General features: G+C 70.4%; 13 protein-coding genes and 1 tRNA gene. 8 read left to right on the top strand and 6 right to left on the bottom strand.

Going from position 1 to position 14,627, the window contains the following annotated elements:
• Positions 1-10 precede the first annotated feature (10 nt).
• Positions 11-253 carry an AbrB/MazE/SpoVT family DNA-binding domain-containing protein gene (locus ACFO27_RS07955; protein WP_376816855.1) on the top strand — a complete coding sequence of 81 codons (243 nt, stop codon included), beginning with the start codon at positions 11-13 and terminating at the stop codon, positions 251-253.
• Positions 250-591, top strand: coding sequence for an endoribonuclease MazF (gene mazF, locus ACFO27_RS07950; protein WP_376816854.1), 342 nt, complete (start codon positions 250-252; stop codon positions 589-591). Before ACFO27_RS07955 ends, mazF begins: the two co-directional genes overlap by 4 nt.
• A gap of 240 nt (positions 592-831) precedes the next feature.
• On the opposite strand, the gene mgtE is transcribed toward mazF, so the two are convergent.
• The 4 genes from mgtE to ACFO27_RS07930 form a co-directional block, all read right to left on the bottom strand.
• Positions 832-2,319, bottom strand: coding sequence for a magnesium transporter (gene mgtE / locus ACFO27_RS07945; RefSeq protein ID WP_376816853.1), 1,488 nt, complete (start codon positions 2,317-2,319; stop codon positions 832-834).
• Positions 2,320-2,332: 13 nt separating this feature from the next.
• Positions 2,333-2,725 carry an acyl-CoA thioesterase gene (locus ACFO27_RS07940; RefSeq protein ID WP_376816852.1) on the bottom strand — a complete coding sequence of 131 codons (393 nt, stop codon included), beginning with the start codon at positions 2,723-2,725 and terminating at the stop codon, positions 2,333-2,335.
• 121 nt (positions 2,726-2,846) lie between these two features.
• Positions 2,847-4,040 carry a M20 aminoacylase family protein gene (locus ACFO27_RS07935; RefSeq protein ID WP_376816851.1) on the bottom strand — a complete coding sequence of 398 codons (1,194 nt, stop codon included), beginning with the start codon at positions 4,038-4,040 and terminating at the stop codon, positions 2,847-2,849.
• Between the two features lie 54 nt (positions 4,041-4,094).
• On the bottom strand, positions 4,095-4,946 hold the full coding sequence (locus ACFO27_RS07930; protein WP_376816850.1) for an inositol monophosphatase family protein: 852 nt from the start codon (positions 4,944-4,946) through the stop codon (positions 4,095-4,097).
• A gap of 96 nt (positions 4,947-5,042) precedes the next feature.
• On the opposite strand from ACFO27_RS07930, the gene mnmC reads away from it, so the two are divergent.
• Both mnmC and ACFO27_RS07920 read left to right on the top strand, forming a co-directional pair.
• Positions 5,043-6,902, top strand: coding sequence for a bifunctional tRNA (5-methylaminomethyl-2-thiouridine)(34)-methyltransferase MnmC2/FAD-dependent 5-carboxymethylaminomethyl-2-thiouridine(34) oxidoreductase MnmC1 (mnmC, locus tag ACFO27_RS07925; RefSeq protein WP_376816849.1), 1,860 nt, complete (start codon positions 5,043-5,045; stop codon positions 6,900-6,902).
• A 130-nt stretch (positions 6,903-7,032) separates the two neighbouring features.
• Positions 7,033-9,165: a glycoside hydrolase family 31 protein gene (locus tag ACFO27_RS07920; RefSeq protein ID WP_376816895.1), complete on the top strand. Its 2,133-nt coding sequence runs from the start codon at positions 7,033-7,035 to the stop codon at positions 9,163-9,165.
• Between the two features lie 10 nt (positions 9,166-9,175).
• Here the strand turns inward: ACFO27_RS07920 and ACFO27_RS07915 are convergent, their stop codons facing one another.
• The gene (locus tag ACFO27_RS07915) at positions 9,176-9,976 is read right to left on the bottom strand and encodes a metallophosphoesterase (protein WP_376816848.1); all 801 of its coding nucleotides are present in this window, start codon (positions 9,974-9,976) and stop codon (positions 9,176-9,178) included.
• A 68-nt stretch (positions 9,977-10,044) separates the two neighbouring features.
• On the opposite strand from ACFO27_RS07915, the gene ACFO27_RS07910 reads away from it, so the two are divergent.
• Positions 10,045-10,120 (top strand) — tRNA-Lys (locus ACFO27_RS07910).
• A 215-nt stretch (positions 10,121-10,335) separates the two neighbouring features.
• Here ACFO27_RS07910 and ACFO27_RS07905 read toward each other — a convergent pair.
• The gene (locus ACFO27_RS07905; protein ID WP_376816847.1) at positions 10,336-11,874 is read right to left on the bottom strand and encodes a bifunctional aminoglycoside phosphotransferase/ATP-binding protein; all 1,539 of its coding nucleotides are present in this window, start codon (positions 11,872-11,874) and stop codon (positions 10,336-10,338) included.
• A 177-nt stretch (positions 11,875-12,051) separates the two neighbouring features.
• Between ACFO27_RS07905 and ACFO27_RS07900 the strand changes: the two genes are divergently transcribed.
• From ACFO27_RS07900 to ACFO27_RS07890, 3 genes are read left to right on the top strand one after another with little or no spacing between them, the layout of a single operon-like run.
• The gene (locus ACFO27_RS07900) at positions 12,052-13,065 is read left to right on the top strand and encodes a methionine ABC transporter ATP-binding protein (RefSeq protein WP_376816846.1); all 1,014 of its coding nucleotides are present in this window, start codon (positions 12,052-12,054) and stop codon (positions 13,063-13,065) included.
• Positions 13,062-13,718 (top strand): methionine ABC transporter permease, encoded by a 657-nt coding sequence (locus ACFO27_RS07895; protein WP_043684645.1) that lies wholly within the window; start codon positions 13,062-13,064, stop codon positions 13,716-13,718. Before ACFO27_RS07900 ends, ACFO27_RS07895 begins: the two co-directional genes overlap by 4 nt.
• Positions 13,719-13,743: 25 nt before the next feature.
• A complete protein-coding gene (locus ACFO27_RS07890) occupies positions 13,744-14,529 on the top strand; it encodes a MetQ/NlpA family ABC transporter substrate-binding protein (RefSeq protein WP_376816845.1) in 786 nt (261 codons plus the stop codon).
• Positions 14,530-14,627 lie beyond the last annotated feature (98 nt).

Here is a 14,627-nt window from a genome sequence, read left to right as displayed (position 1 = left end):
GGAGGTCGCCATGGCGCTTCAGATCCTCAAGAAATGGGGTAACAGCCCGGCGGTCCGCCTGCCCACTGCGATCATGGAAGCGGCGCAACTGACACTCGAGCAGACCGTCGAAGTCCGTGTTGAAAACGGCCGTATCGTGATCGAGCCTGCTGCACCGGTCTATCAACTGGACGATTTGCTGGCGGGCATCACCGCCGAAAACCGGCATGGCGAACAGGACTTTGGTGGTCCCCTGGGGCGGGAACTGTTGTGAAGAGTGCCTACGCGCCAGAGGAAGGCGATATCGTCTGGCTGAATTTCACGCCGCAAAGCGGACATGAACAAGCAGGCCGCCGGCCGGCCGTGGTGCTGAGCCCCTTGGCCTATAACCAGCGTTCTGGCCTGATTGTCTGTGTTCCGATCACCAGCCAGGTCAAAGGCTATCCCTTCGAGGTTCCGCTGAGTGGCGGCGGCGCCCTGGGGGTTGCTCTGGCCGATCAAATCAAGAGCCTGGACTGGAAATCACGTCAGGCTGAACGCAAGGGCCAGGCCACGGCCGCCGAACTCGCGGACATCAAGGCCCGGATCAAGGCATTGCTGCAGCTTCCCTGATCTCGTCGGACCGCATGGCCCCCTTCCGGGCGCGCTGTTCGAGCCCGCCAGGCGGAAGGCCGTCAGCGGGGATGCAAGCGAGCCACTGTTCGAGCAAGACGGGTGCGCTCAGTCCGGGGGACTGAGCGCCTTGCGAGTTTGGCGAGCGCCCCGATGATGGCCTGGAGCCTGGGCAGTTCCGGCGCAGCCGGAACCGGGTGAGCGGCGCGTCCGGAAGGGGGCCGTGCGGTCGAGGTGCCGCTACAGTAAGAACACCGTCGCCAGTCCCAGGAACAGGAAGAATCCCAGCGAATCCGTGGCGAAGGTCAGCAGCACCGACGAGCCCATGGCGGGGTCCTTGCCGAAGCGGTCGCGCAGCAGCGGGATCAGCACCCCCAGCGCCGCGCCGATCAGCATGTTGCCGACCATGGCCGCCATCATCACCCCGGCGACCGCGTAGGAGCCCGAGATCATCCAGGCGAAGGTCGCCGCGACCAGGCTGCCGCAGGTTCCCACCAGGAACGTCACCTGCAGCTCGCGCTTGACCAGCTGCGTGATGTTCGCGCCGGTGACGCGGCCCGTGGCCATGGCGCGGATGATCATGGTCATGGTCTGGTTGCCGGAATTGCCGCCGATCCCGGCCACGATGGACATCAGGAAGGCCAGGATCACGATGTGGCTGACCGTGTCCTCGAAGCGGGACGCCACGAAGGACGCGATGGAGGCCGTGCACAGGTTCACCAGCAGCCAGGGCGCGCGGTTGCGCAGGGCCGCCAGGACGGGCGCGAAGATATCCTCTTCCTGCAGGCCGGCGCGCGACAGTTCCTGTTCCTGGGAGTCTTCCTGCAGCACGTCCACGACCTCGTCGATGGTGACGCGGCCGATCAGGCGGCCCTGTTCGTCCACCACCGGAGCCGACACCAGGTCGTAGCGCTCGAAGGCATTGGCCGCGTCGGTGTCCGGGTCCATGGGGTTGAGGCTGAGGACGTCGGGCTCCATGACCGCGTTGACCAGGGTCTCGGGCTCGCTGAGCAGCAGGCGCGACAGCGACAGGGTGCCGCGCAGCTGGTCGGCGCGGTCCACCACGAAGATCTGGTCGGTGTGGTCGGGCAGCTCGTGCAGCCGGCGCAGGTAGCGCAGCACGACTTCCAGGGTCACGTCCTCGCGCACCCGGACCATGTCGAAGTCCATGATGGCGCCGACGGTGTCCTCCGGATAGCCCATGGCGGCGACCAGTTGGGCGCGCTCGGCGTCGGTCAGGCCCTTCTGGACCTCGGCCATCACGTCGGCGGGCAGGTCGGGCGCGAGATCGGCGATCTCGTCGGCGTCCATGGTGCCCGTGGCCGCGATCAGGTCCTCGTGGTCCATGGACTCGATCAGCGATTCGCGGACCCAGTCCTCGACTTCCAGGAGCACGTCGGCGTCGTGTTCCTGGCTGACCAGTTGCCAGACCGCCTGGCGCTGTTGCACCGGCAGGGATTCCAGGATGAAGGCGATGTCGGCCGGGTGCAGCGCGTTGACGATCTGGCGGATCTCGTCCTCGTGCTGGCGCTGCAGCATGCCTTCCAGCAGGTTCGAGCCGTCCTCGTCCTCGTCTTCGTGCTGGCGCTGGGCGAGCGCGTCCACGACCTCCTGGCGTTTCAGGATGGCCTGCAGTTCCTGCAGCGCCAATTGGGCGTCTTCCGGGTCCAGGCGGCGCGGAATGACGACCGGGATGGCGGTCTCGGCGGCGGCGGGCTGATCGGCCATCGGCACGGGCTCCTCAGATCGGGGGCAGGGGACGGCTGTGGCGGTCCTCGTCGGTGGCGACGTAGGTCAGGGTGGCCTCGGTGACCTTGACGACCTCGGCCTCCAGGCGCTGGCGTTCGGCGTAGACTTCGACCGAGACGGTGACGGAAGTCCGGCCCGTCCGGGTGATTTCGGCGTAGAAGCTGAGCAGGTCGCCGACGAAGACGGGCTGCTTGAAGGTGAAGGCGTTGACGGCCACGGTGGCGACCCGTCCGCACGCGCGCCGCGTGGCCGGGATCGAGCCGGCGATATCCACCTGGGCCATGATCCAGCCCCCGAACACGTCGCCATGGATGTTGGCGTCGGACGGCTGGGGCATGACGCGCAGGGTGACCGGGCGATCGGAGGAGGGCAGGGTAGTGGACATGGCGGCCTCGGGGTGGATGCCGAGGCGCCGCGTCCGGACCGGGCGGGGCGCGTTTCGGCAAAGCGCGTATTTTAACCGTTTGCGGATGGCGATTTCTTGACGCCGGGCCGTCCGGGGGCGGTCAGCCGGCCAGGAACCGGCGCGCCAGCAGCACCCAGTAGGCGGCCCCCAGCGGAATGATGGCGTCGTTGAAGTCGTAGCTGCCGTTGTGCAGGGTGCAGGGCCCCAGGCCGTGGCCCGCCGTGCGGTGGTCGCCCGTGCCGTTGCCGATCCAGACGTAGCAGCCGGGACGGGCCTGCAGCATGAAGGCGAAGTCCTCCGCCCCCATGGACGGCCGTACCTGGGCGTCGACCTGGTCGGCGCCCACCAGCTCGGTCAGGACCTGGGCGCAGAGGGCGGCCTGTTCGGGGTGGTTGACGGTGGCCGGGTATTCGCGGTGGAAGCGGAAGACGGCTTCGCAGCGCAGTGCCTGGGCGAGCGGCCCGGCCAGGTCGCGCATGCGGGTCTCGATCAGGTCCAGCGTGTCGTTGGACAGGGTGCGCACCGTGCCGCGCATCACGGCCTGGTCGGGGATGACGTTGTCGGCCGATCCGGCGTGGATCTGGGTTACGCTGATGACGCCGGATTCCAGCGGGTCCAAGTCGCGGGTCAGGATGGTCTGGAAGGCCAGGGTGAGCTGGGCGGCCGCGACCACCGGGTCCACGCCCAGGTGGGGCATGGCGCCGTGGGCGCCGCGGCCCCGCAGCGTGATTTCGAACGTGCTGCTGGAGGCCATGATGGGGCCGTCGGTCAGGCCGAACGTGCCGGCGGGCAGGCCGGGCCAGTTGTGCATGCCGAACACCGCGTCCATGGGGAACTGTTCGAACAGGCCGTCCTCGATCATGCGGCGGGCGCCGCCTCCGGCTTCTTCGGCGGGCTGGAAGACGACGTGCACGGTGCCGTTGAAGTCGCGGTGTCCGGCCAGGTAGCGGGCGGCGGCCAGCAGCATGGTGGTGTGGCCGTCATGGCCGCAGGCATGCATGGCGCCCGGATTGCGGCTGGCGTGCGGGAAGGTGTTGGTCTCCGGCATGGGCAGGGCGTCCATGTCGGCCCGCAGGCCCACGGACCGGCCCGGCCCGCGACCGGCGATGCGGCCGACCACGCCGGTCTCGCCCAGGCCGCGATGGGTCTCGATGCCCCAGGACTCCAGCAGGCGCGCCACGGTGTCGGCCGTGCGGACTTCCTGGAAGGCGAGCTCGGGCCAGGCGTGGATGGCGCGGCGGATGTCGGTCAGGTCGGGCAGCCAGCCGTCCAGGGTGTCGAGGATCTCTTTCATGGTGCCCCCTTTGTCATGGTGCCGCCCCCTGTGGCGCGGCATGGTCTCCCGCGCTCATGACGCCCCCTTGGCGCGCCGGTTGACCAGCCCGTCCAGCGCGGCGGCGATGTGCGGGTTGGCGGCGTAGACGTAGCCGCCTTCGGGCCAGGGTTCCTGGTGGCGGATGTCCTCGCAGACGCCGCCCGCCGCGCGGACCAGCGCCGTGCCGGCGGCCACGTCCCAGGGCGCCAGGCCCATTTCCCAGTAGCCATCGTAGCGCCCGCAGGCCGTCCAGGCCAGGTCCAGGGCCGCCGAGCCCATGCGGCGGATGCCCCGGGTGGCATGGGTGGCGTCGCGCAGGGTCGGCATGTAGCGGGATTCGAAGGAAAAGTCGCGGAAGGGGAAGCCCGTGGCCAGCACCGCCTGTTCCAGCGTCTGCGTGGAAGAGCACTGGATGCGGCGGCCGTTGAGCCAGGCGCCCAGGCCGTGCAGCGAGGAGAACAGCTCTTCCCGGTTCGGGTCGTAGACCACGCCGATCAGCGGCGTGTCCTGGGGCAGCGGGTCGCGGCCGTCCGGGCGGCAGCCCGCATGGCCGATCAGGGCGATCGAGACGGCGTAGTGGGGGATGCCGCTGATGAAGTTGGTGGTGCCGTCCAGCGGGTCGATGCACCAGGTCGCCTGGGTACCCGGCCGGCCGCCGGATTCTTCGGCGATGATCCCGATTTCCGGGGTGCGGGCGCGCAGGATGTCGATGATGGCCTGCTCGGCTTCGCGGTCGGCCTGGGATACCAGGTCGTTGCGCATCTTGTGGTCGACCACCAGGTCCGCGCGGTGCAGGGCGTGGGTTTGTAGAATGGCGGCTGCGGCGTGCGCCGCCGTGACGGCGGCATCCAGGCAGTCTGCCGACAGGAAGTGCGAACTGGACATGACGCGCTGATTCCCGTGATGCGCCCGCGAGGCCGCCAGCCGGCCCGCGTGGCGTGTTCATCCCATTGTACGTGACCATAGGACGAGTGTCCCCGCATGTCGGACTCGCATCAAATTCTGCAACCCGCCTCGTGGCACGAGGATGCCCGGGGCGTGCCGTTCAGCCGGGAATACGGCGACGTCTACCACGGCGACGCCGGGGCGCTGCCCCAGGCGCGGCACGTCTTCCTGGGGGGCAACGGCTTGCCCGGGCGCTGGCGCGGGCGGGCGGCGTTCACGATTGCCGAGACCGGCTTCGGCCTGGGGCACAACTTCCTGGCCGCCTGGCGGGCCTGGCTGGACGATCCCGGGCGCAGCGGCCGGCTGCATTATCTGGCGTTCGAGGCGCACCCCTTCGCCGCGGAGGACCTGGTGCGGGCCTGGCGCCGGCTGCCGGATGACCACCAGGTCCTGGCCCGCGAGCTGGCTGGACGCTGGCCCGACCTGCTGCCGGGCATCCATCGGCTGGAACTGCAGGGCGGGCGGGTTACCCTGACCCTGCTGTTCGGCGACATCCGCCGCCTGGCGCGCCAGGCGCAGGCGCGCGTCGACGCCTTCTTCCTGGACGGCTTCGCGCCCCGGGTCAATCCCGACATGTGGTCGCCCGCCGTCTTCGGCCAGTTGCGGCGCCTGGCGGTGGCCGGGGCCACGGCCGCCACCTGGTGCGCGGCCGGGCAGGTGCGGCGCGACCTGCGCGACGCCGGGTTCCTGGTCGACAAGGTTCCCGGCATCGCCGGCAAGCGCGACATGACGGTGGCCGTCCTGCGTCCCGGCCTGGGCGCCGCGCCGCCCGGGTCGGCGCGCCTCCGGGTGGCGGTGGTGGGCGGCGGCCTGGCGGGCGCCGGGGTGGCCCAGGCCCTGGCCGGACGGGGCCACGAGGTCGAGGTCTGGGACCCGCTGTGCGCCCTGGACGTCGACCCGGCCCTGCGCCGCCGGGGCGCGGCCGCCCTGGTGCCCGCGCTCAGCCCGGACGACGACACGCGCTCGCGCCTGAGCCGTGCCGGCCTGGCCCGGGCGCGCGCCCGCTGGCTGGAACTGGACGAGCCGGCGCGGCCGCAGGCCTGCGGCGCGCTGGTCTGCGCGCAGTCGGAGACGCAGGCGGACCTGCAGCGCCGGGCGCTGGCGCGCCTGGGCTTTCCCGAAGTCTGGGTGCGCTGGCTCGATCCCGCGCAGGCGGGCCTGCGGGCCGGGGTCGGGGTGCCCTGGGGCGGCCTCTGGTTTCCCGGCGCCTTGCGGGTGTGCCCGGGCGAACTGATCGCCGCCTTGCTGGGCCTGCCGGGCGTGACGCGCCGCGCCGCCGCCGTCGGGACGCTGGCCCCGGCGGATGGCGGCGGCTGGTCGCTGCGGGCCGCCGACGGGCGGGAACTGGGACGGGCGGACCAGGTCGTGCTGGCCAACGCCCTGCATGCGCGCGCGCTGCTGGCCGGCGTGGCTCCGGTCGAGCGCCTGCCCGTCCTGTCCGGCCTCGCGCCCCTCGCCGGCCAGGTCAGCCTGTATCCCTCGGGTGAGTCCTCCGTGCCGCGCTGCGTCCTGTCGGGACGCGGCTACTGCCTGCCGCCCCGGGACGGCTGGGGCGTGGCCGGCAGCACCTACCGGCCCGATGCGGCCGAGGCCGTCGCGGACGAGGCCGGCCACCAGGACATCCTGGCGCGCGTGCGGGACTGGGTCGAGGCGCGAGACATCCCCTGGCTGGGGCGCGGCGCGGCCGTCGGGTGGGCCGGCTGGCGGGCCGCCTCGCGCGACCATCTGCCCCTGATCGGGGCGGTGCCGGATCGGCCGGGCCTGTGGCTGGCCTGCGCCTACGGGTCGCGCGGCCTGAGCTGGTCCGCCCTGGCGGGAGACCTGATCGGCGCGTCGCTGGATGGCGAACCGGTGCCCGCCGAGCGCGAGCTGGTCGGGCGTATCGGCCCGCGCTGATCTCGGGATTTTATTTTATGGCGCAAATCCGTCAGAATAACGTCTTTTGCAAGGCAAGTGCCCAGAGGATCACGCTGTGTCGCCCACCATCGAATTGGCGGACCAAGTTTTCGAGACCGGCCCGGTCGTCGTGACGCCTTCGTGCGTCGAATGGGCGCTTCATGCCGATGAATGGCGCCTTCGGATCGAGGCCCATGCGCCCGGCGTGTTCCGGTTGCGCTGCGGGCCGCGCGCCTGGCTGGAACCCGGCAAGCCCACGCTGCGCGCGCAGCGCCAGGCCGACATGCTGCTGGCCCGCCAGGAACCCGTCGGGGAAATGGAATGCCAGGCCCTGGAAACGGGCGGCTGGCGCCTGACCCAGGGCGAGGCCGGCCTGGAGGTCGGCGGCCCCGATTCCAGCCTGCGGCTGTCCCGGGGCGGCCTGTGCGTGGCCCGGGCCCGCCTGCCAGTCCGGCCTTCCGGCGACGGCGATGACGCCGCCTGGTCGCTCGATTGGGCGCTGGAGCCCGACGAAGGCCTGTACGGCCTGGGCGAATCCCTGGGCGATCTGGATCGCCGGGGCGCGCGCCTGGTGTCCGACGCGCCGGAGGACCGCGGCCTGCCGCTGGCCTGGAGCCCGCGCGGCTGGGGCGCGCACGTCAGTACGCTGGACCGCGTGGAGCACGATCTGCGGGCCGACGGCGCCTATGCCGTCCGGGCGCGGGGCGCGGGCCTGGACCTGTTCCTGTTCGTCGGGGATCCGTCCGAAATCCTCAATCAGTACACGGCGCTCACCGGGCGCGCCGGCCAGCCCAATCTCTGGCCCATGGGGGTCTGGCTGGACCAGGCGCCGGGCCAGTCGGCCGAGTCCAGCCTGCAGCAGGTCCGCAGCCTGCGCGGCCAGGGCATGGCGCTCGACGCGCTGATGCTGGCCGAGCCGGCCATCCTGGGCTTCCAGGCCGACAAGCCGGTCTTCGAATGGTCCGACCGCGTCTCCGACTGGCGCGGCTTCGCGGCGGCGGCGACCGCGCTCGACATCCACCTAGCGGGCCCCTGCATCCCCGGCGTCCTGCACGGCACGCCGTTGTTCGAGGAATGGGCGGACCGGGGCTGGCTGCTGTGCGACGCCGAAGGCGACCCCTGGGTCTGTCCCGGCACGGCGGCTTCCGGCGGGCGGCCTTTCGGGCTGCTGGACCTGACGCACCGGGACGCGGCCCGCCTGTGGACCGAGCGCCACCTGCAGGCCGTGGAAGACGGCCTGGGCGCGCCGGTCTGCCAGGCGCAGTTCGCCCTGCCCGACGGGGTCGAGGCCCGGGGCGGAGAAACCGGCGCGGTGCTGCGCACGGCCTATCCCCATCTGGCGCGCCGCGCCCTGTTCGATGCCGTCGCCGGCCCGCGCACGCCCCAGGAAGGCGTCATGCTCAGCCGCGACCTGTTTCCTGGCGTGCAGCGCTTCGCCTGGCAGCAGGGCCCGGCCGTGGACAACGACTGGAACGGCTATGCGGCGACGTTGCGGGCCGCCCTGTCGGTCGGCAACAGCGGCGTGGCGGTGCAGACCCATCGCCTGGGCAATGCCGAACGCCCGGCCGGCGCCATGACGCCCGAGCTCTATCTGCGCTGGCTGGCGATGGGCGTGTTTTCGGCCAATTTCAGCTTCCAGGGGCTGCCGGCGCTGATGCCGGACGCCTTCGACGCCGACACGCGCGCCCTGGTCGCGCACTGGCTGCAGTGGCGCTACCGCCTGCTGCCCTACGTGGCCGGCATCATCGACGACGCCGTGCGCACCGGCCTGCCGGTGCAGCGGTCGATGGCCCAGGCCTATCCCGCCGACCCCGACGCGCACGCCTGGGACACGCAGTATCTGCTGGGGCCGGCGCTGCTGGTGGCGCCCGTGATGCGGCCCGGCGGAGCGACCGAGGTCTATCTGCCCAGGGGCGACGCCTGGTGGGACCTGAACACGGGCTGGCGCTACGAAGGCGGCACCCGCTGGACGGTGCGCCCGGGCCTGGACACGCTGCCGGTGTTCGGCCGCGAGGGCCACATGCTGTGCCTGGGGCCCGCCGCCCAGCACACCGGCGAGATCAATTCGGCCCGGATCCTGGAAGAGGTCTGGATGTTCGGCATGCCGGAGCACAATCCGGTGGTCATGCGCAACAAGATCCGCGTCATGCAGATGCAGGGCTCCAGCTACATCAAGGGCCTGGAAGGCCTGCGCATCCTGCCGTCCGAGGGCCTGGAGGTCAAGCGCCGCGGGGCCGAGGTGCGGATTTCCCGCGCGAGGTAGGGGCGCGAGCCTACGCCCGCAGGGCCTCGGCGCGGCGGGGCACGCCGACGCACAGGCCCGGGTCGAAGTCCGGGTTCTCGTTCGTTCCGTCACGGCAGTAGCCGCGCGGGTTGCAGATGACCCGGGCGCCGTACACCGCGTAGTCGAAGCTGTCGTGCGTGTGGCCGTGGATCCAGAGGTCGGCCCGGCCCAGCAGACTGGCGCATTCGGACACGAAGCCCGCGCTGATCAGGGACTCGGCGAAGCGCGGATGCACGCTGCGCATGTTGGGCGCGTGATGGGTGACGACCACCGTCGGTCCGGGGTGGGGCGTGTCCAGCTGGGCGTCCAGCCAGTCGTACTGTTCACGGAACAGCGTGGCGGCGTCCCGGGGCGTGAAGCGTGAACCGTCGCCGTTGCCGATGACCTGGAAGTCGCGCATGAACTCCGCCGTGCGCTCCATGGCCAGGTCGCGCAGCTCGGCGCCGAACAGCTCGAAATCCGTCCACAGGGTGGCGCCCAGGAAGCGCACGCCGTCGATCACCACGGCCCGCTGGTCCAGCAGCTGGATGCCGTGGGCTCGCGCCTGTTCGGCCAGTTCCGCGCGCACGGCGGGAATGGTGCCGCCGTAGAACTCGTGGTTGCCCGGCACGTACAGCACGGGGCGGGGGATCCGGCCGGCCCAGTCCATGGCCGCCCGGGGCCGGGCGATGTCGCCGGCGAGGATGGTGATGTCCGCCTCGACGTCGGGCAGTTCCAGGCCTTGCTGGCTGAGATGCAGGTCGGACAGGATGTGCAGCCGCAGGGGCGGGCGGACGGTCGGGTCGGGCATGGATGGTCTCTCGTGGTCTCCGGACGCTTGACGCTATATTGATGCAATGTCAAAATATAAGGCTTCGTGGGTCGTTAGCTCAGTCGGTAGAGCACCGGACTTTTAATCCGTTGGTCGCGCGTTCGAGCCGCGCACGACCCACCAGAATTTTCCAAGTGAATCAGGCAACTGGCGCCTCCCTTCCGGGAGGCGTCGCGCTTTCCGGGCGCGGCTGCGGCTGGAAAAAAGCGGCCGCCGTCGCCTGGTGCGATGGTGTCATTGTGCGATCGGAGTCCGGGTCCGTGAATACGTATTTCCGCGCATTCGCCCGGATGGCCGCGCGAACCGTCTTCAGCCGGCGGATCGGGCCCCGGGCCGGATCAGCATCCGGCGTCGGGGGCGATGCCCGCCGCCGACAGCACCGCGGCCTCCGTCGCCGCGGCGTCCTTTCCGGCCTGAACCGCGAGCCAGCCCCGGGGGCGGGTATGCCGCTCGACCTGGGCGAGCACCACGTCCGCGGTGGCGTCGGACGGGTCGTTCCTGCGTTCGCGCACGCGCGCGACCAGCGTGCCGGGGTCGGCTTCCAGCCAGACGCCCAGGAAGGGCGCGCCGGCCTCGGCGGCGCGGCGTTCGATGTCCCGGCGTTCGTCCTGCCGGGAAAACACGGCGTCGGCGATGCATGCGTGGCCCAGGGCGAGCGTGCGGGCCGCTTCCGCCTCCAGCGCGGCGTAGACGCGGTCGGACGATTCCCGCGTGTAGCTGTCGGGCGGCAGGGCTGTTTCGGCCGGTACGCCCGCGATGCGCTTGCGGATGCGGTCGCTGGCCACGATCCGGGCGCCCGGGGCGGCGCCGACGCGGTGCGCGATGGCCGCGGCCACCGTGGATTTTCCCGAGCCGCTCAGGCCGCCGATGGCCAGCAGCCGCGCCGGGACCGGCCGCAGCAGCGCCATGGCCAGGTCCAGGTACGCGCGGGCCTGCGGGACGATGTCCTGCGCCGCGCCCGGCATCGCCGCCTGGGTGGACAGGACCTGCGCGCGGATCGAAGCGCGCAGCGCCATGAAGAAGGGCAGCAGCGGCAGGCCGCCGGTGTCGCCGCTCTCGTCCATGTAGCGGTTCATCACCCAGTTCGCCTCGGCCCGCAGGCCCGCCTGCCACAGGTCCATGAGCAGGAAGGCCAGGTCGTAGAGGACGTCGATCGTCGCGATCGACTCATTGAATTCGATGCAGTCGAAGAGGGTGGGCTGGCCGTCGATCAGGCAGAGATTGCGCAGGTGCAGGTCGCCGTGGCAGCGGCGGACCTTGCCGGCGCGGGCCCGGTCGTCGAGCAGCGGCGCGTGCCGCGCCCAGGACTCGCGCAGCGCGGTGCGCAGCGCGCCCACGGCTTCGGCGCCGAACGCGGGGACCATGTCCGGGCATTGTTCGTTGAGTTCGAGCACGTCGAGGATGCGCCGCGCGCCGTCATGGCCGGACGCGCGTTCTGCCCTTGCGTGGAAGGCGGCGATGTTGCGGGCCAGGGCGGTCAGCAGCGGGCGGTCCAGGCGGCCATCCTGCGCCAGCCGGGTGAACAGGGTGTCCTCGGCGAAGCGCCGCATTTCGACCACGGCGTCCACCAGTTCGCCCAGGCCGTCGAACGCGAGCGCGCCGCCGGCTTCGCGGGTGATGCGCCGCGCGCCCAGGTACAGCGCCGGGGCCGTGCGCCGGTTGAGCGCCACTTCCTGGCGGCAGGCGTCCAGGCGCAGGCCGGGAGTGGAAAAATCCAGGTAGGGCAGCCGGATCGCGCGCTTGAGCTTGTAGACCCGGTCGCGGCCCAGCAACAGGATGGAAATGTGCGTCTGGATGGTTTCGGGGGCCTCGGCGCCGGGGGCGCGCAGGTGTTCGGCCAGGAAGGCCAGGACTTCGGACGGCTCGTCTCGTGGCATGCGATCCCTTCGGGGGCAGGGTGCGGTGGGGATGCCGGGATTCTAGCGTACCCCTGGCACGAGGGCGTTTTCATAATTCTGAGTAATATGCTATCGGAATAACCCGTCAAATCCGCATGGTAAATTCCTGTTTCGCATTCCGTTGATCCGGGATGCATTTTCCAGTGGCCACGTATCTTGATCGATCTCGAGAACATCCGTAAGACGTACGAATCCGCCGGCCGGGCGGTGAACGCGCTCGTCGACGTCAACCTGAACATCCGCGAGGGCGAGGTCTTCGGCATCATCGGCCGTTCGGGCGCGGGCAAGAGCACCCTGATCCGCATGCTCAACCTGCTGGAGCGCCCCACCGAGGGCAGCGTGCGGGTGGACGGGCGCGACATCACGGCGTTCTCCGACGCCCAGCTGCGCGAATACCGGCGCTCGGTGGGCATGGTGTTCCAGCACTTCAACCTGCTGCGCTCGCGCACGGTGATGGACAACGTGTGCTTTCCGCTGCGCCTGTCGGGCCTGCCGCGCGCCGACCGCGAGGCCCGCGCCCGCGAAGTCCTGAACCTGGTCGGCCTGGCCGACCAGGCGCACAAATACCCGGGGCAGCTGTCCGGCGGCCAGCAGCAGCGCGTGGGTATCGCCCGCGCGCTCGCCAGCAAGCCGCGCCTGCTGCTGTGCGACGAGGCGACCTCGGCGCTGGATCCGGAAACCACCCAATCCATCCTGCGCCTGCTGGGCGACATCAACCAGCGCCTGGGGCTGACCATCGTGCTGATCACGCACGGCATGGACGTGATCCGGGCGGTCTGCGACCGGGTGGCGGTGATCGAGGGCGGCCGCATCGTCGAGACCGGCCAGGTGCTGGAAGTCTTCCTGCATCCGCGCCACGACGCGACGCGCGCGCTGCTGTCCGAAAGCGGCCTGGACGGCGGCGAGGGCTGGCGGACCCTGGCGCAGGGCGTGCCGGGCCGCCTGCTGCGCCTGAGCTTCCGGGGCGACAACACGGCCAGCCCGCTGCTGAGCCGCCTGAGCCGCGACCTGGGGCTGGACCTGAGCATCCTGCAGGGCTCCGTTGGGCGGATCAAGGACACGCCCTACGGCCAACTGGTCGTGGCGGCCGAAGGGGCCGGGGAGGGCCTGGATGCGCTCATTCCCGCGCTGGAGGCGGCGGGCGTCGATTACGAGGTATTGCGGCCATGATGGCGAACGTGGACTGGTGGATGATCGGCGAAGCCACGATCGACACCCTGCTGATGACCGGCTTTTCCCTGCTGTTCACCGTGCTGATCGGCCTGCCGGTGGGCGTGCTGCTGTTCCTGTCCAGCCCGGGGCAGGCCATGGACAACCGCGCCGTCTACCAGACGGTCGCCTTCGTCGTGAACGTGCTGCGTTCGGTGCCTTTCCTGATCCTGCTGATCGTGATGATCCCGTTTTCCCGCCTGGTGGTCGGGACGGCGCTGGGGGTCCAGGGCTCGATTCCGCCGCTGGTGGCCAGCGCGGCGCCGTTCTTCGCCCGGCTGGTGGAGAACGTATTGCGCGAACTGGATCCGGGCGTGAGCGAAGCCTGCCGCGCCATGGGGGCTACGTCCCGCCAGACGGTGCTGTGGGCGCTGCTGCCGGAGGCGACCACCGGCATCCTGGCGGCCATCGTGGTCACGGCCATCACGCTGGTCGGCTATTCCGCCATGTCCGGCGTGATCGGCGGCGGCGGCCTGGGCGACCTGGCGGTGCGCTACGGCTATCAGCGCTACCAGGGCGACGTCATGGCGGTCACGGTCGTGATCCTGGTGATCATGGTTCAGGTTTTTCAGGTGTTTGGCGACCGCTGGGTGGCCAGGCTCAACAGACGGTAATTTTCCTAGACTCAGGAGAGCTTTCATGTTCAAGAAATTCGCGCCGGTCCTGGCGCTGGCATTGCCCCTGGCCTTCGCCGCTCCGGCGCAGGCGGCCAAGCTGTCCGTGGCGGCCACCCCCGTGCCGCACGCCGAGCTGCTGGAATTCGTCAAGCCCGACCTGGCCAAGGAAGGCGTGGACCTGGACATCAAGGTGTTCACCGACTACGTCCAGCCGAACCTGCAGGTCTCCGACAAGCAGATCGACGTCAACTTCTTCCAGCACCAGCCCTACCTGGATTCCTTCAACAAGGAACACGGCACGAAGCTGGTGCCGGTGGGCCTGGTCCACGTCGAGCCCTTCGGCGCCTACTCGCAGAAGATCAAGGACATCAAGGACCTGAAGGACGGCGCCCAGGTCGCCATCCCGAACGATCCCTCGAACGGCGCCCGCGCCCTGCTGCTGCTGCAGAAACAGGGCCTGATCAAGCTGAAGGACCCGACCAACATCCTGGCGACCGCCCGCGACGTGTCGGAAAACCCCAAGCACCTGAAGTTCCGCGAACTGGAAGCCGCCACGCTGCCGCGCGTGCTGCCCGACGTGGACGTGGCCCTGATCAACACCAACTACGCGCTGGAAGCCGGCCTGAACCCGGTCAAGGACGCCCTGTTCATCGAGGACAAGGATTCCCCCTACGCCAACATCGTGGTGACCCGCGCCGACCGCAAGGACGATCCCGCGATCCGCAAGCTGGTCGACGCCCTGCACTCCGCCAAGGTCCGCGACTACATCCTGGAACACTACAAGGGCGCCATCGTCCCGGCGTTCTGATTTAGGGGATTTCCCGAAAATCACGGCCCGTGCCCGTGATTCCGGCCTTCCGGGGCGCGGGAATCACGGGCATTTCAGTTAACATGGGCAAGGACGCG

This window comes from Castellaniella denitrificans (genome assembly GCF_042653765.1).
In the GTDB taxonomy this organism is placed as follows: domain Bacteria; phylum Pseudomonadota; class Gammaproteobacteria; order Burkholderiales; family Burkholderiaceae_B; genus Castellaniella; species Castellaniella denitrificans.
This window is presented reverse-complemented; position numbering and strand designations above follow the sequence as displayed.

Bases quoted from the DNA above. Each gene is read 5' to 3' on its own strand.
- ACFO27_RS07955 (WP_376816855.1), top strand. From the start codon at position 11: ATGGCGCTTCAGATCCTCAAGAAATGGGGTAACAGCCCGGCGGTCCGC.
- mgtE (WP_376816853.1), bottom strand. From the start codon at position 2,319: ATGGCCGATCAGCCCGCCGCCGCCGAGACCGCCATCCCGGTCGTCATT.
- ACFO27_RS07940 (WP_376816852.1), bottom strand. From the start codon at position 2,725: ATGTCCACTACCCTGCCCTCCTCCGATCGCCCGGTCACCCTGCGCGTC.
- ACFO27_RS07935 (WP_376816851.1), bottom strand. From the start codon at position 4,040: ATGAAAGAGATCCTCGACACCCTGGACGGCTGGCTGCCCGACCTGACC.
- ACFO27_RS07930 (WP_376816850.1), bottom strand. From the start codon at position 4,946: ATGTCCAGTTCGCACTTCCTGTCGGCAGACTGCCTGGATGCCGCCGTC.
- mnmC (WP_376816849.1), top strand. From the start codon at position 5,043: ATGTCGGACTCGCATCAAATTCTGCAACCCGCCTCGTGGCACGAGGAT.
- ACFO27_RS07915 (WP_376816848.1), bottom strand. From the start codon at position 9,976: ATGCCCGACCCGACCGTCCGCCCGCCCCTGCGGCTGCACATCCTGTCC.
- ACFO27_RS07905 (WP_376816847.1), bottom strand. From the start codon at position 11,874: ATGCCACGAGACGAGCCGTCCGAAGTCCTGGCCTTCCTGGCCGAACAC.
- ACFO27_RS07895 (WP_043684645.1), top strand. From the start codon at position 13,062: ATGATGGCGAACGTGGACTGGTGGATGATCGGCGAAGCCACGATCGAC.
- ACFO27_RS07890 (WP_376816845.1), top strand. From the start codon at position 13,744: ATGTTCAAGAAATTCGCGCCGGTCCTGGCGCTGGCATTGCCCCTGGCC.